The 20,071-nt window shown below is 69.0% G+C and carries 18 protein-coding genes and 1 tRNA gene; 5 read left to right on the top strand and 14 right to left on the bottom strand.

What is annotated here, in order from left to right; genetic code table 11:
- Window positions 1-11: 11 nt before the first annotated feature.
- The 12 genes from flhF to ppc all read right to left on the bottom strand — a co-directional run bounded on the left by flhF (window position 12) and on the right by ppc (window position 13,277).
- Window positions 12-1,658 (bottom strand): flagellar biosynthesis protein FlhF, encoded by a 1,647-nt coding sequence (gene flhF, locus LRS14_RS24405; protein WP_257801460.1) that lies wholly within the window; start codon window positions 1,656-1,658, stop codon window positions 12-14.
- On the bottom strand, window positions 1,655-3,772 hold the full coding sequence (flhA, locus tag LRS14_RS24400; RefSeq protein ID WP_046115078.1) for a flagellar biosynthesis protein FlhA: 2,118 nt from the start codon (window positions 3,770-3,772) through the stop codon (window positions 1,655-1,657). Before flhA ends, flhF begins: the two co-directional genes overlap by 4 nt.
- Window positions 3,773-3,863: 91 nt before the next feature.
- On the bottom strand, window positions 3,864-5,027 hold the full coding sequence (gene flhB / locus LRS14_RS24395; protein ID WP_257801459.1) for a flagellar biosynthesis protein FlhB: 1,164 nt from the start codon (window positions 5,025-5,027) through the stop codon (window positions 3,864-3,866).
- 113 nt (window positions 5,028-5,140) lie between these two features.
- Window positions 5,141-5,428, bottom strand: a complete 288-nt coding sequence (locus tag LRS14_RS24390) for a flagellar transcriptional regulator FlhD (protein WP_046115104.1) — start codon at window positions 5,426-5,428, stop codon at window positions 5,141-5,143.
- A 149-nt stretch (window positions 5,429-5,577) separates the two neighbouring features.
- On the bottom strand, window positions 5,578-6,027 hold the full coding sequence (locus LRS14_RS24385) for a hypothetical protein (protein WP_257801458.1): 450 nt from the start codon (window positions 6,025-6,027) through the stop codon (window positions 5,578-5,580).
- A 91-nt stretch (window positions 6,028-6,118) separates the two neighbouring features.
- On the bottom strand, window positions 6,119-6,751 hold the full coding sequence (locus LRS14_RS24380; protein ID WP_046115081.1) for a protein phosphatase CheZ: 633 nt from the start codon (window positions 6,749-6,751) through the stop codon (window positions 6,119-6,121).
- A 22-nt stretch (window positions 6,752-6,773) separates the two neighbouring features.
- A complete protein-coding gene (gene cheY, locus LRS14_RS24375; RefSeq protein WP_046115082.1) occupies window positions 6,774-7,172 on the bottom strand; it encodes a chemotaxis response regulator CheY in 399 nt (132 codons plus the stop codon).
- A gap of 29 nt (window positions 7,173-7,201) precedes the next feature.
- On the bottom strand, window positions 7,202-8,146 hold the full coding sequence (gene motB / locus LRS14_RS24370; protein ID WP_046115083.1) for a flagellar motor protein MotB: 945 nt from the start codon (window positions 8,144-8,146) through the stop codon (window positions 7,202-7,204).
- Window positions 8,147-8,274: 128 nt separating this feature from the next.
- Window positions 8,275-9,135 (bottom strand): flagellar motor stator protein MotA, encoded by an 861-nt coding sequence (gene motA, locus LRS14_RS24365; protein ID WP_046115084.1) that lies wholly within the window; start codon window positions 9,133-9,135, stop codon window positions 8,275-8,277.
- 236 nt (window positions 9,136-9,371) lie between these two features.
- A complete protein-coding gene (flhC, locus tag LRS14_RS24360; RefSeq protein ID WP_257801457.1) occupies window positions 9,372-9,926 on the bottom strand; it encodes a flagellar transcriptional regulator FlhC in 555 nt (184 codons plus the stop codon).
- Between the two features lie 64 nt (window positions 9,927-9,990).
- Window positions 9,991-10,314: a flagellar transcriptional regulator FlhD gene (gene flhD / locus LRS14_RS24355; protein WP_250194931.1), complete on the bottom strand. Its 324-nt coding sequence runs from the start codon at window positions 10,312-10,314 to the stop codon at window positions 9,991-9,993.
- Between the two features lie 164 nt (window positions 10,315-10,478).
- Window positions 10,479-13,277 (bottom strand): phosphoenolpyruvate carboxylase, encoded by a 2,799-nt coding sequence (ppc, locus tag LRS14_RS24350; protein WP_257801456.1) that lies wholly within the window; start codon window positions 13,275-13,277, stop codon window positions 10,479-10,481.
- A gap of 113 nt (window positions 13,278-13,390) precedes the next feature.
- Between ppc and hemC the strand changes: the two genes are divergently transcribed.
- From hemC to LRS14_RS24325, 5 genes are all read left to right on the top strand, one after another.
- Entirely contained in the window at window positions 13,391-14,326 is a 936-nt protein-coding gene (gene hemC / locus LRS14_RS24345; protein ID WP_257801455.1) for a hydroxymethylbilane synthase, read from the top strand.
- 289 nt (window positions 14,327-14,615) lie between these two features.
- Window positions 14,616-15,101, top strand: coding sequence for a uroporphyrinogen-III synthase (locus LRS14_RS24340; protein WP_257801454.1), 486 nt, complete (start codon window positions 14,616-14,618; stop codon window positions 15,099-15,101).
- An 86-nt stretch (window positions 15,102-15,187) separates the two neighbouring features.
- Window positions 15,188-16,237, top strand: coding sequence for a uroporphyrinogen-III C-methyltransferase (locus LRS14_RS24335; protein ID WP_257801453.1), 1,050 nt, complete (start codon window positions 15,188-15,190; stop codon window positions 16,235-16,237).
- 12 nt (window positions 16,238-16,249) lie between these two features.
- Window positions 16,250-17,497: a heme biosynthesis HemY N-terminal domain-containing protein gene (locus tag LRS14_RS24330; RefSeq protein WP_046116027.1), complete on the top strand. Its 1,248-nt coding sequence runs from the start codon at window positions 16,250-16,252 to the stop codon at window positions 17,495-17,497.
- Between the two features lie 58 nt (window positions 17,498-17,555).
- A tRNA-Arg gene (locus LRS14_RS24325) sits at window positions 17,556-17,632 on the top strand.
- A gap of 105 nt (window positions 17,633-17,737) precedes the next feature.
- Here LRS14_RS24325 and LRS14_RS24320 read toward each other — a convergent pair.
- Window positions 17,738-18,898 carry a tyrosine-type recombinase/integrase gene (locus LRS14_RS24320; RefSeq protein WP_257801452.1) on the bottom strand — a complete coding sequence of 387 codons (1,161 nt, stop codon included), beginning with the start codon at window positions 18,896-18,898 and terminating at the stop codon, window positions 17,738-17,740.
- A gap of 831 nt (window positions 18,899-19,729) precedes the next feature.
- Complete coding sequence (locus LRS14_RS24315) at window positions 19,730-20,026, bottom strand: putative quinol monooxygenase (RefSeq protein ID WP_257801451.1); 297 nt, start codon at window positions 20,024-20,026, stop codon at window positions 19,730-19,732.
- Window positions 20,027-20,071 lie beyond the last annotated feature (45 nt).

The raw sequence follows: 20,071 nt of genomic DNA, 5'->3' as shown, positions 1-20,071 counted from the left end.
GTCTCGGGTCCTCAGGCGTGGGCGGAGTGGCCGCGGGCGGCTTGCGAGCCCGCGAAGATCAGGTTCACGTCGTTGGCGTCCATGCGCCAGGAAGCGGCCGGCACGGCCTTGAAGGCCCGCTGCACCAGCGACTGGGCCGACAGCCGGTGCCAGTCCTCCGGCACGCGCTGGCCGTTGGCCACGCCCACCACGCGCAGCTTGTGGCGGATCAGCGCATCCAGCGCCGGGCCCAGCTTCACGGCCTCGTCGATCTTGGACAGCACCACGCCGCGGCAGGCCTTGGCCTGGTAGCTCAGCATCACGTCCTCGATGGTCTCGCCCTGCGCGCTGGCGTTGACCACCAGCAGCTTCTGGATGGCGCGGTGGCCCACCATGTCCAGCAGCTCGCGGGTGCGGCTGTCACGCTGCGCCATGCCGGCGGTGTCTATCACCACCATCTTCTTGCCGCTCAGCAGGTCCAGCAGGTCTTCCAGCGAAGCGCGGTCGTGGGCGGTGTGCACCGGCACGCCGAGGATGCGGCCATAGGTGCGCAGCTGCTCGTGCGCGCCCACGCGGTAGGCATCCAGGGTGATGAGGCCCAGGTGGCCGGCGCCGTGCTTGGTGGCGAACGCCGCGGCGATCTTCGCTGTGGTGGTGGTCTTGCCCACGCCGGTGGAGCCGATCATGGCGTACACGCCGCCGGCATCCTCCAGCGCCGGCTCATGGTCGGCGGCCAGCAGGTTGCGCTCCAGCACGCTGGCGGCCCAGCTGGTCTCGTCCAGTGCATCGGCGGGCAGGCCGTCGGCCAGCTTGCGGATCAGCGCGGGCGAGAAGCCGCAGTCCAGCAGCTTCTGCGTCAGGTTGGCCTGGCGCGGGTTGCGCTGCATGCGTTCCATGAAGGCCAGGGCGCCGAAGCGTTCCTCGATCAGGCCCTTCATCGAGCGCAGCTCGCTCATCATCTCGAACTGGCTGTCGCGGGCGGCGGCCTGCAGCTCGTCGTCCAGCGGGGCCTGGGCCTGGCGGATCTCGTCGCGCAGCACCGGCGGGCGGCGGCGCGGCGGCTCGGCGCGCAGCGGCTCCAGCGCGGGCAGCTCATGGCGCACGGTGCGCGGCGCGGGCTCGCGCTCACGCTCGGCTTCACGCTGGCGCGGTGCCGCGCGTGCGGCGGCGGCCGGTGCCTCGGGCGACAGCTCGGCCTTGCGGCGCTTGAGCATGCGCTCGCGCACGTAGTCCTGGAAGGTGAGGGTGCTCATGCCCAGGCGGCCGACGTCGCGCTCCACGTCCTCGGCCGGCTCGGCGGCTTCGATGCGGGGCTCGACGCGCTCGTCCATGCGCGGGTCGAAGCGGGAGTCGATGCGTGCATCCAGCCGGCTGTCGGCGCGGGCCTCGCGGCGGGCCTCGATCCGCTGCTCCAGCCGCGAAGGTTCGGCGCGCATGCCGTCGCGCAGGTCGCGGTGGCGGGCCGGGGCGGCCGGTGCCGGGGCCGGCTCGGCGCGCACGGTGCCGGCCTGGCTGGCGGCACGCTCGATCTGCTGCATGCCGTCCGGCGCCATCGCCAGCACCTCCACGCCTTCGGCGCAGGGCCGGGTGGACAGCACGACCGCGTCGTCGCCGAAGGCCTGGCGGACCAGGTTCAGTGCGTCGCGCGAGGTGCGCCCGGTGAAGCGCTTGACGTTCATGCCGTGCCTCCAATGATCGAACCGATCCGGATCGTGTGGGTGTCAGGAATCTCGCTGTGGGCCAGCACCTTCAGCCGCGGCGCCGCGCGGCGCAGCAGCCGCGCCATCGGGGCGCGGATCAGGTCGGGCACCAGCAGGCAGGCCGGCACGCCCAGCTCTTCCTGCTGGCGCGAGGTGTCGGCCGCGCCGCGGGTGATGCTTTCGGCCACGCCGGGGTCCAGCGCGGCGCCGTGCGGCGAGGTGAGGGCCTGGGTGACCAGGCGCTCCAGTTCGGGGTCGAGCGCGATCACGTCCAGCTCGCGGGTGCCGCCGTAGATCTGCTGCACGATGGCCGGGGCCAGGTGCACGCGGATGCGGCGGGCCAGCTCGGTGGGGTCGGTGACGACGGCGGCATGCTCGGCCATGCATTCGACGATGGAGCGCATGTCGCGGATGTGGACGCCTTCTTCGAGCAGCAGTTGCAGGACCTTTTGCACCGTAGCGATTCCGACCATCTTGGGGATCACGTCCTCGATCAGCTTGGGAGCGAGCTTGGTGACGTGTTCGACCAGGTTTTGAACTTCGACCCGGCCCAGCAACTTGGCGGCATGGACCTGCATCAAGTGTGAAAGATGGGTGGCCACGACGGTCGAGCAATCAACAACCGTAAATCCGGCCATTTGGGCCACCTCCCGCTGGCGCTCGTCGATCCAGGTCGCGGGCAGGCCGAAGGCGGGATCGGTGGTCTTGGTGCCGATGAGCTGCTGCGTGGCGCCGCCCGGGTTGATGGCCAGCAGCATCCCCGGGAAGGCCTCGGCCTCGCCCACCACGGCGCCGCGCAGCGACACGCGGTACATGCTGGGCTTGAGCTCCAGGTTGTCGCGGATGTGCACCGGCGGCGGCAGGAAGCCCACGTCCTGCGCGAACTTCTTGCGCACGCCCTTGATGCGGCCCAGCAGGTCGCCCTTGCGCTCCTTGTCCACCAGGGCGATGAGGCGGTAGCCCACCTCCAGGCTCAGCGTGTCCACCGGCACCAGGTCGTCCCAGCTGGCTTCCACGTTGGTGGGCGCGGCCTCGGCGCCGGGGCCGCCGGCGGCACCCGGCGCGCCGGGCGCGGGCGCCGGGGCGGCCTTGGCCTTCAGCTCGGCCTGGTGGGCCTTCCAGGCCAGCGCGCCGGTGCCGGCCGCGATCAGCAGGAACACCAGGTTGGGCATGCCGGGAATGACGCCGATCAGGCCGATGACGCCAGCCGTCAAACCCAGGGAGGTGGGCGAGCCGAACACCTGCTTGCGCACCTGGCTGCCGATGTCGGTGCCCTTGCCCACGCGCGAGACCACCATGGCCGCGGCCACCGACACCAGCAGCGCCGGGATCTGCGCCACCAGCGCATCGCCCACGGCCAGCAGCACGTAGCTGTTGGCGGCCTCGCTGGCCGTCAGCCCGTGCTGCACCACGCCGATGATGAAGCCGCCCACCAGGTTGATGAACAGGATCAGCAGGCCGGCGATGGCGTCGCCGCGCACGTACTTGCTGGCACCGTCCATGGAGCCGAAGAAGTCGGCTTCCTCGCTGACCTCGGCGCGGCGCTTCTTGGCCTCGTCCTCGTTGATCAGGCCGGCGTTGAGGTCGGCGTCGATGGCCATCTGCTTGCCGGGCATGGCGTCCAGCGCGAACCGGGCGCCCACCTCGGCGATGCGCTCGGCGCCCTTGGTCACCACGATGAAGTTGATGACCACCAGGATGGCGAAGACGATCAGGCCGACGGCGAAGTTGCCGCCGATCAGGAAGTGGCCGAAGGATTCGATCACCTTGCCCGCAGCGCCCGGGCCGGTGTGGCCCTCCATCAGCACCACGCGGGTGGAGGCCACGTTCAACGACAGCCGCAGCAGCGTGGTGACCAGCAGCACCGACGGGAAGGCCGAGAAGTCCAGCGGCCGCACCATGTTGGCCGCCACCATCATCACCATCAGCGCCATGGCGATGTTGAAGGTGAAGGCCACGTCGAGCACGAAGCCCGGCAGCGGCAGCACCATCATCGACAGCACGATCACCACGAACAGCGGACCCACCAGCGCCCGCACCATGGCGGCGTTGTCACCGAAGAGGTTCTGCAGGCGGGCAAGGCTCGGGTTCATGAGCCGGGATTGTTCCGGCGCCCCGCCGAACTTGAGCCGGAATAAGGGGAGGAAACCCGCCTCTTACTTCACCCCCCGGCGCCGGCCGCCGCTAGCGCTTGCCGCGAGGCTGGCGAGCCTGCGCGGCCGGATTGTGCGGGTCCAGCTCCGGCGGCACCGGCAGCTCGGGCAGCTCGCCGGGCTGCGGCGCCTCGCCGGCCATCGCCGCGCGCAGCTGGTACACGTAGGCCAGCACCTGGGCCACCGCGGAGAACAGTGCGCCGGGAATCTCCTTGTCCAGCTCGCCGTGCTGGTACAGCGCCCGCGCCAGCGGCGGCGCCTGCAGCACCGGGACCTTGGCCTCGCGGGCGATGTCGCGGATGCGCAGGGCCAGCAGGTCGGCGCCCAGGGCCACCACGCGGGGCGCGCCCATCTTCTTCTCGTCGTACTGCAGGGCCACCGCATAGTGGGTGGGGTTCATCACCACCAGGTCGGCGTTGGGCACGGCGGCCAGCATGCGCTTGCGGGCCATCTCGCGCATCTTCACCTTCATCTTCTGCTTGATTTCCTGGTTGCCCTCGACTTCCTTGTACTCGTCCTTCACGTCCTGGTGGCTCATCTTCAGGCTTTCGGAGAGCTTCCAGCGCTGGTAGGGCACGTCGATGGCGGCGAACAGCGCCAGCGTGATCACCACCTGGATCAGGCCGGTGAGCGAGGCGCTCATCGCATGCTGGATGGCCGCGGGCAGCGGCATCGTCAGCGTGGCCGAGAACTCCTCGATGCGCGACTGCAGGTACAGCGTGCCCACGGTGCCCAGCACCGCGGCCAGCAGCGTGCTCTTGAGCGCGCCGATGAGCTGGTCCTTGCCGAACAGCTTGGCGATGCCGGTCAGCGGATTGAACTTCTCGAACTTGGGCGCCAGCGCCTGGGTGCTGAAGTTCCAGCCGCCCGACAGGCAGGCGCTGGCCACGCCCACCAGCGCCATCACCACGCCCACCGGCACCACCACCATCAGCATCTGGGCCGCGAGCGTGGCCGCGCGCTCGCCCATCAGCTTGGGGTTCTGCAGCAGCGCATGATCGAAGCGCAGGCCCTGCATCAGGATCTGCTGCATCCACTGGCCGATGTCGGGCGCCCACTTCACCAGCAGCCAGCCGCCGATGGCGATGGCCAGGAAATGCCCGAAGTCGGGTGAACGCGCCACCTGGCCCTGTTCACGGGCCTTGCGGCGCTTGCGTTCACTGGCGGGTAGGGTCTTGTCCTGGGCGTCGGCCATGGCAGCTGCGGTTCAAGGCCCCGCATGGTGCCGGGCGCAGGCGTCCGGCATGGCCGGAAAAGGCCGGCATTCGCGGTGCAGCCGAAGTGCTTGGCGCAGCCTGGCGGTGCGGCTCAGTCTTCGCCGCCGGCAGCGGGACCGGCGCCGTGGCCGGGCAGGTGATGGGTCACCAGGTCCCACACCAGCTCGTCGTCCAGCCGGAAGCTGCACACCAGCGTGTTGCCCGAGGCGGTGCGCGCCATCTGCGAAGGGGTCATGCGCTCGATCACCTGGGCGGCTTCCTCGCCGATGCCCAGTTGCGCCAGCGCGGCGGCGCGGTCGGTGCGCAGCAGGGTCTGCGCCAGCATCAGGTAGGCGACGTTGGCTTCGCGGATCTCCGCAAGGATCTGGCTGCTGTTCATGAGGTGCGGCGCACGCCGCCGGCGTTCTTGGCCCACCACTGTAGGAGGGGCCTGGCCGGCGCCGCCAGCCACCGCGGCGCCATGCGCGCTGTCACGCTTGTTCGGCGGCTTGTGTCGGCCTGTTTCCTACAGCGCCGGCCGCCGCCGGTTCAGGCCGACAGGTCGACGCTGGCCCCGGGCGCTGCGGTGCCCGGGCCGGCATAGCGGGTGGCGGCCGCGGCGGCGCGGCTGCGTTCGTCGGTGGCGACGGCGCTGCTGCCGTAGGCCGGCGCGGCGGCGCGGCAGGCCGCACAGGTGCAGGCCGCGCCATGCTTGGAGCCGGCACCGAAGCCGATGCTGAAGGGGAGCTCGATGTCCGAAGGCGGCCGCGGCAGCGAAGCCTGCTGCTGATGCGCCGCCAGGGCGGCCGCCTGGGCCTGCGGTGCACCGGCCACGGCCTGTGCCGCGGCGGTGGGCGCTGCAGCGACGGCGCCCGCAGCGGCCATGGCCGTCGCGGGTGTTTCGCCGGCCGCCAGTGCAGCGGGCGCGGCGCGCCGCTCGGCGGCTGCGGAGGTCAGCAGTGCAGGGCTTGCGTGGGCACTGGGCGAAATGGCGTTCATGATCACCCCGGAAGAATGGCTCCTGGGTGTCTTACGGCATTTCCGGGCCGGGCTTGAGGCCGGCAGGGCGCAGCGGCTGCGCCCACATGTGTCAGAACCCCAGGCTGGCCAGGAGATCGTCGACTTCGCTCTGGTCCTGGACCACGTCGGTGCGGCCCTCGGGGTTGACCACCGGACCGTTGAGCAGCGTGGTTTCCACCTTGTGCGCCTGCTCGGGCGGCGCGGCCTGCACCAGCAGCTTGACCAGGCTGTCTTCCAGGTCGGTGGCCAGCGAGACCACCTTGGCCACCACCTGGCCGGTGAGGTCATGGAAGTCCTGCGCCAGCATGATGTCGGTCAGGTGCATGTCGATGCGGGCGGTGGCCTGCTCCACCTCGCCCACGAAGTTCATCACCGAGCCCGAAGCCACGGCACGTACCGGGTCGGCAACGATGGCCGCGGCAATGGCACGCGTCTGCTCGGTGATGGAGTGGTGTTCCAGCTTGGCGCTGTCCACCGAGTTCAGCACCTTGTCGGCCGCATCGGCCGTCTTCTTGGCGATGTAGCTCAGGCGGCTGCGGGCGTCGGGCAGGCCGTCGGCCGCGTCCTTCAGCTTGGGCATCACGCCCAGTTGCTGCAGCGTGTCGTGCAGCTGGCGGGTGATGGTGCCCAGCTGCTGGAAGATTTCCGGCGAAGCTTGCGCGGCCATCTGCGGCGCCAAGGCGGCGATGTCATCCATTTTCATCGGGTGCTCCTGGGTGCCTGCTTCAGGCGGTCGCGGCAAGTTTCTGCATGATCTTCTGGACCTTTTCTTCCAGCGTCGCCTTGGTGAAAGGCTTGACGATGTAGCCGGCGGCGCCCGACTGGGCGGCCAGCACGATGTCCTCCTTGCGGGCCTCGGCCGTCACCATCAGCACCGGCAGGTGCTTCAGCGAGTCGTCCGACTTGATGGCCTTCAGCAGGTCGAAGCCGTTCATGTTGGGCATGTTGATGTCGGAGACGACGAAGTCGAACTTCTGCGCCTTCAGCATCTGCAGCGCGATGGCGCCGTCCTCGGCTTCATCGGCGTTGTTGCAACCCATTTCCTTGAGCAGGCCCCGCACGATGCGGCGCATGGTCGAGAAGTCGTCGACGATGAGAAATTTCAGTTCGGTGGTGCTGCTCATGGGAGGGCTTCCTCTCGGGGAATGAGGCTTTATCGGAGGTTGACGAGGGGACTTGAGGCGGGCCGGATCGACGGCACGCCGGTGGCTTCCGCCACCTCGGGCGCGGTACGGAAAACGCGGTCCTCGGCATCACGGTTCATCACGATGATGCTGATGCGGCGGTTCTGTGCGTTGAGCGGTTCGTCATTGACGAACAGCGTGCTGGAGGCCAGGCCCTGCACCCGCAGGATGCGGTGGTCGGGCAGGCCGCCCAGGATGAGTTCGCGGCGCGAGGCATTGGCGCGGTCGGCCGACAGCTCCCAGTTGCTGTAGCCGCGTTCGCCGCCGGAGAACGGATGGGCGTCGGTATGGCCTTCCAGCGTGAGCCGGTTGGGCACCTCGCCCAGCACCGCGCCGATCTCGCGCAGCAGCTCGCGCATGTAGGGCTTCACCTCGGCGCTGCCGCTGTCGAACATGGGTCGGTTCTGCTCGTCGACGATCTGGATGCGCAGGCCGTCGCGGGTCATGTCCAGGCGGATCTGGCTGGCCAGCGGCGCCAGCTTGGCATTGGCGCCGATCTTCTGCTCGACCTTCTGCTTGAGTTCTTCCAGCCGCGCACGCTCGGCGCGCAGCTGCTCTTCCTTCAGCGCCTGCAGGTTCACCGTGGCCTTGGGCGCGGCGATGTCCCCGCGCTTGACCTGGCCGGTGGTGCGCGTCAGGTCCTGGCCGCCGCCCTTGAGCACGTGCGACGAATCGCCCGAGCCGGAACCGCCCGCCTGCAGCGCCACGCGCAGCGGCGACTGGAAGTAGTCGGCGATGCCTTTCTTGTCGCCTTCGGTGGTGCTGCCCAGCAGCCACATGAGCAGGAAGAAGGCCATCATCGCCGTCACGAAGTCGGCATAGGCGATCTTCCAGGCGCCGCCATGGTGACCATGGCCGCCCTTCTTGATCTTCTTGACGATGATCGGCTGCAGCTTCTTGCTGTCACCGGCCATGGTCGGCTCCGCATGCAGGGGTCAGTTCGCCGCCGGGCCGCCCCAAGGCGAACGCGCCCCAAGGGCCACGAGGGGGCCCGTGCCGGTCCCGGGGGCCGACGCTGTACTCGGCGTCTTGGGGGTCGACATCACTTCTTGCCCTTGACGTGGCCTTCCAGCTCCGCAAAGGTCGGGCGCTCCGTCGAGTACAAGACCTTGCGGCCGAACTCCACCGCCACCTGCGGCGCATAGCCCTGCATCGAGGCCAGCAGCGTGGTCTTGATGCACTGCAGCTCCTTGCTGCCTTCGTCCACCTTCTGCTCCAGCAGCCCGGCCAGCGGCTCGAAGATGCCGTAGGCCAGCAGGATGCCGAGGAAGGTGCCCACCAGGGCCGAGCCGATCATGCCGCCCAGCACCGCCGGCGGCTGGCCCACCGAGCCCATGGTGTTCACCACGCCCAGCACCGCAGCCACGATGCCGAAGGCCGGCAGCCCGCCGGCCAGGCGCTGGATGGCGCCCACGGCCGCATGGGCCTCGTGGTGGTGGGTGTCGATCTCGCTGTCCATCAGCGACTCGATCTCGTGCGCGTTCAGGTTGCCCGACACCATCATGCGCAGGTAGTCGGTGATGAACTCCATCACGTGGTGGTCGTTGCCGATCACCGCGTACTTGGAAAAGATGGCCGAGCTGTGCGGGTCCTCGACGTCCTTCTCGATGGACATCAGGCCTTCCTTGCGGGCCTTCTGCAGGATCTCGTACTGCAGCGCCATCAGCTCCATGTAGCGGGCCTTGGTGTACTTGCTGCCCTTGAAGCAGGCGCCAAAGCCCTTGAGCGTCGCCTTCATCACCTTGGGCTGGTTGTTGGCGATCATCGCGCCGATGGCGGCGCCCATGATGGTGATCATCTCGAACGGCAATGCCTTCATCACCACGCCGATGTTGCCGCCGTGGACGATGAACACGCCGAAGATGCAACCGAGCGCGACGAGCCAGCCGATGATGACGAACATGATGTGAACGAGTTCCTGGTTCCGCGGTTTATCGGTGCGGGATCCGTTCACTTGAGTTTGGCGCCGGGGGCCGCGGGCCACTCCAAGCAACAGGCGTGTTTTGCCGCGCCAATAAAAAACGCGGACCCGAGGGTCCGCGTGAAAGCACAGAGACTGTGCCAGGAGGAGACAAACAAGCGATCAGATCGCCCACTGCCCAGTTTTCGGCCCGGGCCGGGGCAACTTGAGTCCTTCGTTCAGTGCGCCGAGCTGCCCTGCATCGTCAGCGCGCCGGCGGCCTTGCCCTTGCCGGCACGCGCCGGGGGGTTGCACAGGCCGCAGGTGTAGTGGCGGGCGATTTCATGCGGGTGAGTGACGTAGTGGCCGCCGCAGCAATTGCACTTGGTCATGGTGAGCATGCCGTTGTCGACGAACTTCACCAGGCGCCAGGCGCGGGTCACGGACAGCAGCGGTTCCAGGTTCTGGGCTTGGGTCTGTTCGAGGTAGAGCTGGTAGGCCTTGATGACGACGTCGATCTCGTCCATCTCGGCGGCCTTGTTCAGGTATTCGTGGATGTTGAGGAAGAGGCTGGCATGGATGTTGGGTTGCCAGGTCATGAACCAGTCGGTGGAAAACGGCAACTGGCCCTTGCTGGGGCTCTTGCCCGACACTTCCTTGTACAGGCGCAGCAGCCGCTCATAGCTCAGGTCGGTTTCCGATTCCAGCACCTGCAGCCGCGCGCCGAGGTTGATCAGCGTGACTGCCCGTTCGATCTGCTTGGCTTCGGTGAGGATGCTCTTGTTGCGTGCCATGATCCTTGCTCCGTCCTGTGTCGTTGTGTTGTCTGTCGTGTAGCCGGTCGTAGCGCCGGCTCGTTCAGGCAGCTTCCTGGTGGCGGCCGGCCATCAGGATGGAGGCGTGCAGGCGGTTGACCGCGTCGTTGGCCGAGGCCTTGCCGTGGCTGGTGAGCAGGTTCCACACGAGCTCGTCGTCCATGCGGAAGCGGCACAGCAGGGTGTTGCCCGAGGCGATCTTCATGATCTGCGCGGCCGACAGCGTGCCGATCAGCGTGGCCGTGTCCTCGCTGATGCCCAGGCGGTACAGGGCCTGCTCGCGGTCGGCGCGGATCAGGCTCTGGGCCAGCATCAGGTAGCTGAGGTTGGCTTCACGGATTTCGGCGAGGATCTGGTCGGCGGTCATGTCGGGCTCCTGGAATCTGTCTGTTCGGTCTGCGGCACGGGGCGTGCTGCGATGGGATGAACTTTAGAAGCCGAAACAAAGGGGCAACAGTGGCCCATCTCCATGACTTGAGTCCCGTTTGTTCCGTGCCCCGTGTCAGACAGATTCCTACAGATTGACCCGTGTCAGCCGGTGTTGCGCAGCCCGGCCGCAATGCCGTTGATGGAGATGTGGATGCCGGTCTGCACCCGCTGCACCTGCGGGTCGCCCTCGCGGCGGGCGCGATAGCGGCGCATCAGCTCGGCCTGCAGGTGGTTCAACGGATCGAGGTAGGGGAAGCGGTGCTCGATGGACCGCGCCAGCGCGCCGTTGGAGGCCAGGCGCTGGGTGTCGCCGGTGATGAGCGACAGCACGTCGCCGGTGCGCTGCCATTCGGCCTGGATGGCGCCGAAGATGCGCTTGCCCAGCTTCTTGTCCTCCACCAGGTCCACGTAGCGGGCGGCGATGCGCAGGTCGGTCTTGGCCAGCACCATGTCCAGGTTGGACATCAGCGTGCGGAAGAAGGGCCACTGGCGGTACATCTTCTGCAGCAGCGCCAGCCGGTCCTTGCGCGGGCCCGGCTCGGTGCCCAGCCAGGCTTCCACCGCCGAGCCGAAGCCGGCCCACCCCGGCAGGGCCACGCGGCACTGGCCCCAGCTGAAGCCCCAGGGAATCGCGCGCAGGTCCTCGATGCGGCGGCTGGCCTTGCGCGAGGCCGGGCGCGAGCCGATGTTCAGCTCGGCGATCTCGCGGATGGGCGTGGCGGCGAAGAAGTAGTCGGTGAAGCCGGGCGTGTCGTACACCAGCTTGCGGTAGGCCTCGAAGCTGCCGGCGCTGAGCGCGGCCGCGGCTTCCAGGAAGGCCTTGGGCGGGCTCTTGGCCGGGGTGAGCAGCGTGGCCTCCAGCGTGGCGGCCACCAGCGTCTCCAGGTTGCGCAAGCCGATCTCCGGGTTGGCGTACTTCGACGAGATCACCTCGCCCTGTTCGGTGAGCCGGATCTGACCGTTCACCGTGCCGGGCGGCTGCGCGAGGATGGCCTGGTAGCTCGGACCGCCGCCGCGTCCCACCGTGCCGCCGCGGCCGTGGAACAGGCGCAGCGTCAGCCCGTGCTGCGCTTTCAGCGGCCCGAACAGGCCGACCAGCGCCAGCTCCGCGCGGTACAGCTCCCAGTTGCTGGTGAAGAAGCCGCCGTCCTTGTTGCTGTCGGAGTAGCCGAGCATGATGTCCTGCTCCGCGCCGCTGCGCACGATCATCGGCAGCACGCCGGGCAGGGCATAGAACTGCCGCATGATCGGCTCGGCATTGCGCAGGTCGCCGATGGTCTCGAACAGCGGCACCACGATCAGCTGCGAGGTGGCTTCCTCTTCCAGCACGCCGCGCAACAGGCCGCATTCCTTCAACAGCAGCAGCACTTCCAGCAGGTCGCTCACGTCCTCGGTGTGCGAGATGATGTAGTGCCGCAGCGCCTCGCGGCCGAAGCGTTCCAGCGCCTGCCGCGCGGCATCGAACACCGCCAGCTCGCCGGTGGCCAGCTCGGAATACACATGGCCCATCACCCGCAGCGGGCGGGCATCGTTCAACAGCTTCAGCAGCAGCGTGCGCCGCGCGGCTTCGTCCAGCGCGCTGTAGTCGGGCTCGATGCGGGCGGTGGCCAGCAGTTCGGCGATGACCAGCTCATGCTGGTCGGAGCTCTGCCGCAGGTCCACCGTGGCGAGGTGGAAGCCGAACACCTGCACCGCGCGCATCAGCGGCGCCAGCCGCGGCGAGATCAACGCATCGGCATGATGGCTGCGCAGCGACTCGGCAATCACCTTCAGGTCGGCCAGCAGCTCGTCGCTGCGCTGGTAGGGATTCTGCGGCGGCACCGCATGGCGCAGCGCCTCGGTGCCGGTGAGCTGCTGCAGCGTGGCCGCGGTGCGGGCGTACATGCCGATCAGCGCCTTGCGGTAGGGCTCGTCGTTGCGGTGCGGGCTGTGGTCCGGCGAGGCATCGGCCAGGGCCTGCATCTCGGGCGTCACCGGCGCCAGCGTGTTGGAGATGGACAGCTCCGCCCCCAGCGAATGCAGCTCCGTCAGGTAGAAGCGCAGCGCCACCTCGGCCTGCCGTGCCAGCGCCTGGCGCAAGGTGTGCGCGCCGACGTTCGGGTTGCCGTCGCGGTCGCCACCGATCCATTGGCCCATGCGGAAGAAGTTGGCCACCGGATGGCCGGGCAGCGCCTGCTCGATCTCCTGGTAGAGACGCGGGATCTGGCGCAGGAAGGTGGACTGGTAGTAGCTGAGCGCGTTCTCGATCTCGTCGGCCACCGTCAGCTTGGTGGTGCGCAGCATGCGCGTCTGCCACAGCTGGGTAACGCGGGCGCGAAGCAGCGCCTCGTTCTGCTGCAGGTCGCGCGCGGTGTGCAGGTCGTCGCGGTGCTGCACCAGCTCGGCGATGGCGCGCTCGGCGTCCAGGATGCTCTTGCGCTGCACCTCGGTGGGGTGGGCGGTGAGCACCGGCGCGATGTAGGCGCGGTCCAGCGTGTGGGCGATCTCGTCGGCGCGCACGTCGGCGGCGGCCAGGCGCTCGAAGCTCATCGCCAGCGACCCCTCCTGCAGGTGGCCCTGCGCCTCGTGATGCTCGCGGCGGCGCACGTGGTGGCGGTCTTCGGCGATGTTGGCCAGGTGGCTGAAGTAGCTGAACGCGCGGATCACGCTGACCATGTGGTCGCCCGACAGGTTCTTCAGCAGGCGGTCCAGCACGCGGCCGGCGGAGGCGTCCTTCTTCAGCCGGTAGGCCACCGACAGCTGGCGCACGCGCTCCACCAGCTCGAAGGCGTCCTTGCCTTCCTGTTCCCGGATCACATCACCCAGGATGCGGCCCAGCAGGCGGATGTCCTCCACCAGCGGGCGGTTCTTCTCGGCCGCCTCGGCGGTGGCGGCGCTGTTGGATCGGGCTTGACGTGCCATGTCTCTCGTCCCTCATGTGTAATCCGGTTACGGATTTGATGGTAACTATGAAGCGCCGCCGCGTGAACCTCCCGTGCGCCGTGGCAACGGTGGGCGCTAGCGATAATCGAGCCATGACCGCACCGCTCCTCATCGCCACCCGCGAAAGCCGTCTCGCCCTCTGGCAGGCCCATCACGTGCAGGCGCTGCTGGCCAGCCGGTTCGGCGTGCAGGTGGACCTGCTGGGCATGACCACCCGCGGCGACCAGATCCTGGACCGCAGCCTGTCCAAGGTGGGCGGCAAGGGCCTGTTCGTGAAGGAGCTGGAAACCGCGCTGGAAGAAGGCCGCGCGCACCTGGCGGTGCATTCGCTGAAGGACGTGCCGATGACGCTGCCCGAGGGCTTCGTGCTGGCTGCGGTGCTGGAGCGCGAGGATCCGCGCGACGCCTTCGTCTCCAACCGCTACGCCGACCTGGACGCGCTGCCGCACGGGGCGCGGGTGGGCACCTCCAGCCTGCGCCGCGTGGCACAGCTCTCGGCCCGGCGCCCCGACCTGGTGATCGAGCCGCTGCGTGGCAACCTGGACACCCGGCTGCGCAAGCTGGACGAAGGCCAGTTCGACGCCATCGTGCTGGCCGCCGCCGGCCTGATGCGGCTGGACCTGGAAAGCCGCATCCGCGCCCGCTTCGACACCCGCCACATGATTCCCTGCGCCGGCCAGGGCGCCTTGGGCATCGAGGTGCGTGAGGACGCCACCGCACTGCGCGCCCAGCTGGCGCAGCTGGTGCACCAGCCCACCTGGCTGGCGGTGCAGGCCGAGCGCGCCGTGTCGCGCGCCCTGGGTGGCAGCTGCAGCATGCCGCTGGCCGCCTATGCGCACTGGGCCGACGATGGCCAGCTGCAGCTCGACGTGGCGCTGGGCCATGCCGACGATCCGCGCCAGCCGCTGCTGCGTGCCAGCGTGCGCGCGGCGGTGGCCGACGACGAGGCCGCCTTGGCCCTGGGCGCCGGCGCCGCCGACGAAGTCGCCCGCCAGGCGCCCGCCGGCTACCTGCCGGCGTCCCACTGAGCACCGCCGCGCGCATGCGCCTGCTGGTTACCCGGCCGCAACCGCAGGCCGACGCCTGGGTGCGGCGCCTGGCCGAGGCCGGCTTCGAGGCCTGCGCCGTGCCGCTGCTGCATACCGAAGCCTGCGGCGACGTGGCCGGCGTCCCGGCGCAGCAGCGCATCACGCAGGCGGCGGGGCTGGTGTTCGTCAGCCCGGCCGCGGCCACGCATTTTTTCGAGCAGGTGCCGGAGGCCCCTGGCCGGCCGCTCGCTGGGCCGCAGCGCCCGGCCCGGGCACCGCCGAGCGCCTGGTGGCGCTGGGCGTGCCCGCCGGCTGCATCGTGCAACCCGCCGCCGACGCGGCGCAGTTCGATTCCGAAAGCCTCTGGCAGCAGCTGCAGCCGCGGGTGCAGGCCGGCATGCTGGTGGTGATCGTGCGCGGCGATGGCGGCCGCGACTGGCTGGCCGACACCCTGCGCGCCGCCGGTGCGCAAGTCGACTTCGTGCAGGCCTACCGCCGCACCTCGCCGCGCCTGCGGCCGGCGGAGCAGGCGGCCCTGCAGGCCGCGCTGGCCCAGCCGGCCGAGCACCTGTGGCTTTTCAGCAGCGCAGAGGCCATCGGTCATCTGCAATTCCTGGCGCCCGGGGCAGACTGGCAACCGGCGCAGGCGCTGGCCACGCATCCGCGCATCGAGGCGCGGGCGCGTGCGCTGGGATTCGGCCGGGTGCTGTTCTCCCGGCCCAGCTTCGACGCCGTGGCCCTCGCGGCCCGGGCCCTCCACGGCACCCATGAATAGATAATTCCCACGTGAACGACGACGCTGTTCTTCCAGCCGCTGGACCGGCTCCTTCCGCCACCCTCCCGCCTTCCGCGCCCCGCGCCATGCCCCGCTGGTGGGGTTTCCTGGCGCTGGCGCTCACCGTGCTGTGCATCGCCTCGGTCGCCCTGGCCTGGGAAACCCAGCGCCGCCTGCGCAGCCTGGAGCAGGAACTGGTCAAGCGCCAGCAGGACAGCCAGAGCCAGTCCACCGAGGCCCGCATGCTGGCGCGCCAGTCGCAGGACGCTTCGCGCGAGGCGGCCGCCAAGGTGGCGCTGCTGGAAGCGCGGGTGTCGGAAGTGGCGCTGCAGCGCTCGCAGGTCGAGGAGCTGATGCAGGCGATGTCGCGCTCGCGCGATGAGAACGTGGTGTCCGACATGGAAGCCGCGGTGCGCGTGGCCCTGCAGCAAAGCGCCATCACCGGCAGTGCCGAGCCGCTGGTGGCCACGCTGACGCAGATGGACGAACGCCTGGGCCGCCATGGCCAGCCGCGGCTGGAGCGGGTGCGCCGCGCCGTGGCTCGCGACCTGGAGCGGGTCAAGGCCATCGGCGTGGCCGACGTGGCTTCGCTCAGCATCCGCCTGGACGAAGCGGTGCGGCTGGTGGACGAACTGCCGCTGCTGGCCGTGGCCGAGCCGCGCCGCCAGCCGGCGGATGCCGCCCAGCGGCGCGCCGCGGCCCGTGCGGCATCGGCGGCCACCGCGGCCTCTGCCGCCAGCGCGGCCGAGGCCGGCTGGCGGGAACAGGCGCTCGACCTGTGGGACCGCAGCATCGCGGCAGTGTGGGGCGAGGTGCGTGCGCTGGTGCGCGTCACCCGCATCGAACACCCCGACGCCGCGCTGGCCGCGCCCGAGCAGGCCTTCTTCCTGCGCGAGAACCTCAAGCTGCGGCTGCTGAATGCCCGCCTGGCGCTGCTGTCACGCCAGTTCGACAGCGCCCAGGCCGACCTGCGCGACGCCCAGGCCATGCTCGACCGCTACTTCGACCGCAACGCCCGGCGTGTGCAGTCCACCAGCGAGCTGCTGCGCCAGGTGATGAACCAGGCCCGCCAGACCGGCGTGCCGCGCCCCGACGACACCCTTGCCGCGTTGGCCGCCGTCGCGGCCGGCCGCTGAGCGCGCCCGATCATGCGGTCCATCATCTGGCTGGTGCTGCTGTTCGTCGTGGCTGTCGTGGCCGCGTCCACCCTGGGCCGCAACGACGGCCTGGTGAGCTTCTACTGGAGCGGCTGGCGCCTCGACCTCTCGCTCAATCTCTTCATCGTCGGCCTGCTGCTGCTGTGCTTCGCGCTGGTCTCGGGCATCAGCGGTGTCAATTCGCTGATCGGCCTGCCGGCCCGTGCCCGCGAGTGGCGCATGGCACGGCGGGAACGCGCGGCGCAGTCGGCGCTGCGGGAGGCGCTGGCCGAGTTCCTGGGCGCCCGCTACGGCCGGGCGCAGAAGGCCGCGCAGCGTGCGCTCTCCATCCAGGACAGTTCGCCCGACATGCCGCCCGATCCCGAGCTGCGGGTGCTGGCCCACCTGCTGGCCGCTTCCAGCCTGCACCGGCTTCAGGACCGCGTGCGCCGCGACGAGCATCTGCAGCAGGCGCTGCGCCAGCCGCGGCGGCCGGGCCTGCCGCGGGTGGCCGACGAAGGCGCCCAGCTGCTGGCCGCCGAATGGGCGCTCGACGACCGCGATGGGCCGCGCGCCTTGCGCCTGCTGGCTGAACTGCCGCCCGGCGTGGCGCGCCGTACCCAGGCGCTGCGCCTGCGGCTGCAGGCCCAGCGCCAGCTGCGCATGCCGCTGGAAGCCCTGCGCAGTGCGCGGCTGCTGGCCAAGCACCAGGGCTTCTCTCCGGTGGCGGCCCAGGGCTTGCTGCGCTCGCTGGCCTTCGAGGCCATCGACGCCACCCATGACGCCGACCAGCTGCGCGCCGCCTGGCTGCAACTGGAGCCCGGCGACCGCCGCGACCCCTACGTCGCTTCACGCGCCGCGATGCGCGCGGCCCGCTTCGGCCAGGCGGAAGAGGCCCGGCAATGGTTGCGCCCTTTCTGGGAGCAGATGGCCGAGCTGGGTGCCGATGGCCGCGACCAGGTGGCACGTGCGCTCACGTCCTGCCTGGAAGGCATCGGCCCCGAATGGCTGCCCCGGCTGGAGTCGGCGCTGCTGGCCCACGTTCAGGAGCCCGTCGTGGTGCTGGCGGTGGGAGCCGCCTTTGCGGAACGCCAGCTGTGGGGCAAGGCCCGGCGTCCGCTGGAGCAGGCCGCCGCTCATGCCGCACTGGATGGTCCGTGCCGCCGCCTTGCGTGGCGCCTGCTGGCCAGGCTGGCCCGCGAGGAGGGCGACGAAGCCCGCGCGCTGCGCTGCGAGCAGTCCGCTGCCGGCGCCGAATAAGTTTTTTTCCAACACTGTTGACCACCCAGAAAAATCCTCGCTATACTGTGAGGCTTCAGCGGCTGTAGCTCAGTTGGATAGAGTACTTGGCTACGAACCAAGGGGTCGTGGGTTCGAATCCTGCCAGCCGCACCAGAACACTGTTCTGAATCAACGCCCTAGACGGTTGCCCGTCTGAGGCGTTTTTCTTTGTGGGGGACTTTTTGGGGGATTCAGGCTCCCCGCGGCTCCCCCCGTGCCTCAGCCATTGGCCACCTGGCGCTCACGCGCCTGCTGCTGCTCGAGCTTCAACGTCGCCAGCGACTTGTTCCACCGGCCCGAGTCGTCCCGGATCTTCTCCAACGCCGCGTGGATCTCGACGATCTGCGCCATGCTGTAGTGGTGGGTCATCGATCGGGTGCTGTGCCAGAGGATGTCGGCGATAGCAGATTCCGACACGCCGGCCTCCCGCAGGCGCATGCCGGCGGTGTGGCGCAGGTCGTGCACGTGCAGATCGCCCAAGCCCGCCTCCCGGCGGGCCCGCTGCCAGGCCGTGTTGTTCATGGTCTGGACGGGGCGGTACGGCATCACAGGCGCCTGGGCCACGTTCGTGACGCGCTCTCGCCGGTAGGCGAACACGTGCGTCGCATGCTGTCCGCGGACCAACTCGACCTGCGACTGGGCGACCGCGTTGCAGACCACCAAGCGGGTGCGCCGGCGACCCTTGACGTGCGCACGTGGCACCTCAAACACGCTGATGCCCAGTTCGGGCACCTTGATCTCCCACGCCCACTGCAGGCTGCACACCACGTCGTCCCGCACACCGGTGTTCAGCACAAACAGGGCCATGCGGGCGAGGTGTCGCGGGAGCTTTGACAGCAGCGACTGCTGCTGAGCCCAGCTGATGGGCGACGGCTCGCGCTGGTGACCGACCAGCGGCAGCATGGTAACCAGTGGCGCCCGGTCGAGCCAGGTCCTGCCGGTTGCATCCCGCCAGTGGGTCGCCGCCAGCCGCAGCACCCGACGGACCACGCCCAGCTCCAGGTTGACCGTCTTGTGCGCGCGGCCCTGCGCCAGGCGCCGGGCGACGTGCGGCGCGAGGCTGCCGTCGTGGATCTGGTCCAGCGGGAGATGGCCGATGGTGGGCATGACGCTTTGCAGGTGGTAGATGTCGGACTCGATGGAGGCTTTGTCCTCATGCAGCGTGAGGAAGTGGGCTGCCGCGTCGCTGAAGGTGCGGTGCGGTCGCTCACCGTGCAGCTGGACTTGCCGGAGCTCGTCCAGGCGCTTGATCAGCCACCTTTGCGCTTCTTCAAAAGTGAGGAAGCCACGCTTGCGAAGTCGGGTCTTGGCGTACCAGCGGTCGACCTGCCAGCCGCCGCTGCTCTTGTCGGGGAGGATGCCCCCGGTTGACTGGCCCATAAAAACACTCCTTTCGCGGTGATGGGCCGTCCGTTCCGAGGTGGATTCTGCGCCTCGTCGCTGCTGATTGCAGCGGGGAGGTCGTTGTGCAAGCTCTCCGCGTGAGCTGGTTGCTCATCCTGTTTGAACGTGTCGAAGAGGCGGTCCAGTTCCAGGCGGTCGAAGATCAGACTGGAGCCTTGCGACATGGTGGTCAAACGCGGCCGCCACCGGGCGTCAAACGTCTTGCGCTTGACGCCTACGTACACCATCGCCTCGGCATAGTTCAGGCCGCGTTTCAACATGGGACGGTCCTCAGTGGTTTCGTCGCCCTAGACGCCGACAACGCCGGCTTGACGAGAGCGCAGGAGCGAAGTTGTCGGCACCCTCAGAGGATAATGACGAGGAGGATCTCAGGACGCGCTGGAATTGCTGCCGTTCCAGCGGCACGGCGCTTAAGCCCTGGAGAGCAGTCTGTCTAGACATCATGGTCGCCGCCTCCAGCCCAGGCGGCCGGTCTCCAGATCCCTGCCTAGGCAAAGCCAGCTACAGGCAAGTGGCAAGGAGTGGCTGACGTGCAAACTGCGCTTCAGTCTTCGCAGCCCGAGACGTTCGTATGGACCGGCTTGTGCTGCGGTGGAATCTGGACCAGTACGGCAGCCAATCCAGCCCCCGGCGGTGGTGTGTAGAGGGTAGGCTTGCCGTGTCGACCCACGCTACCACGCCGTTCTCGCCGTCAAGGTCTGCGCGCTCGCGGGGCGAGCGCTTGCGGCCTGCGGCCGTCTGCGAACCCTGACGGCTGCGCTGCGCCGTGGTGCTCCAGTCTCGGGCAACCCCGCCCGACTGCGCGACTCAAAGACTGACTATGGAGGCGTCATACACGGTGAGCTGCGGCGGCTCTGTGGCTAGACTGGTCAGAGCCATGCCAAATGCCCGTGAGGCAGGCACTCGGAAGTGCTCCTGCAACGACGCCCTGTCCTGCCATTCTTCTACAAACACCAAGCGGTTTGGCTTTTCTCCGTCTAGGTGCACAGCGTGGCTCAAGCAACCGGGCTCCTCTCTTGAGCGAGCAACGTGCTCACGGCTCAATGTCAGAACTTCTGCCATCGCGCCTTCCTTGACCACCACGCTTCCGACCAGAAGGATCATGTACTTCTTTCGTTCGGCGAACCGTAAAAGCATACTACGTTAGCC

The organism is Aquincola sp. J276, assembly GCF_024700035.1.
In the GTDB taxonomy this organism is placed as follows: Bacteria; Pseudomonadota; Gammaproteobacteria; order Burkholderiales; family Burkholderiaceae_C; genus Aquincola; species Aquincola tertiaricarbonis.
Note: the sequence above shows the minus strand (reverse complement) of the source record. Positions and strands in the feature narration are given on the sequence as shown.

Coding starts and splice junctions, on each gene's coding strand:
- flhF (WP_257801460.1), bottom strand. CDS start 1,658: ATGAACGTCAAGCGCTTCACCGGGCGCACCTCGCGCGACGCACTGAAC.
- flhA (WP_046115078.1), bottom strand. CDS start 3,772: ATGAACCCGAGCCTTGCCCGCCTGCAGAACCTCTTCGGTGACAACGCC.
- flhB (WP_257801459.1), bottom strand. CDS start 5,027: ATGGCCGACGCCCAGGACAAGACCCTACCCGCCAGTGAACGCAAGCGC.
- LRS14_RS24390 (WP_046115104.1), bottom strand. CDS start 5,428: ATGAACAGCAGCCAGATCCTTGCGGAGATCCGCGAAGCCAACGTCGCC.
- LRS14_RS24385 (WP_257801458.1), bottom strand. CDS start 6,027: ATGAACGCCATTTCGCCCAGTGCCCACGCAAGCCCTGCACTGCTGACC.
- LRS14_RS24380 (WP_046115081.1), bottom strand. CDS start 6,751: ATGAAAATGGATGACATCGCCGCCTTGGCGCCGCAGATGGCCGCGCAA.
- cheY (WP_046115082.1), bottom strand. CDS start 7,172: ATGAGCAGCACCACCGAACTGAAATTTCTCATCGTCGACGACTTCTCG.
- motB (WP_046115083.1), bottom strand. CDS start 8,146: ATGGCCGGTGACAGCAAGAAGCTGCAGCCGATCATCGTCAAGAAGATC.
- motA (WP_046115084.1), bottom strand. CDS start 9,135: ATGTTCGTCATCATCGGCTGGCTCGTCGCGCTCGGTTGCATCTTCGGC.
- flhC (WP_257801457.1), bottom strand. CDS start 9,926: ATGGCACGCAACAAGAGCATCCTCACCGAAGCCAAGCAGATCGAACGG.
- flhD (WP_250194931.1), bottom strand. CDS start 10,314: ATGACCGCCGACCAGATCCTCGCCGAAATCCGTGAAGCCAACCTCAGC.
- ppc (WP_257801456.1), bottom strand. CDS start 13,277: ATGGCACGTCAAGCCCGATCCAACAGCGCCGCCACCGCCGAGGCGGCC.
- hemC (WP_257801455.1), top strand. CDS start 13,391: ATGACCGCACCGCTCCTCATCGCCACCCGCGAAAGCCGTCTCGCCCTC.
- LRS14_RS24335 (WP_257801453.1), top strand. CDS start 15,188: ATGCCCCGCTGGTGGGGTTTCCTGGCGCTGGCGCTCACCGTGCTGTGC.
- LRS14_RS24330 (WP_046116027.1), top strand. CDS start 16,250: ATGCGGTCCATCATCTGGCTGGTGCTGCTGTTCGTCGTGGCTGTCGTG.
- LRS14_RS24320 (WP_257801452.1), bottom strand. CDS start 18,898: ATGGGCCAGTCAACCGGGGGCATCCTCCCCGACAAGAGCAGCGGCGGC.
- LRS14_RS24315 (WP_257801451.1), bottom strand. CDS start 20,026: ATGATCCTTCTGGTCGGAAGCGTGGTGGTCAAGGAAGGCGCGATGGCA.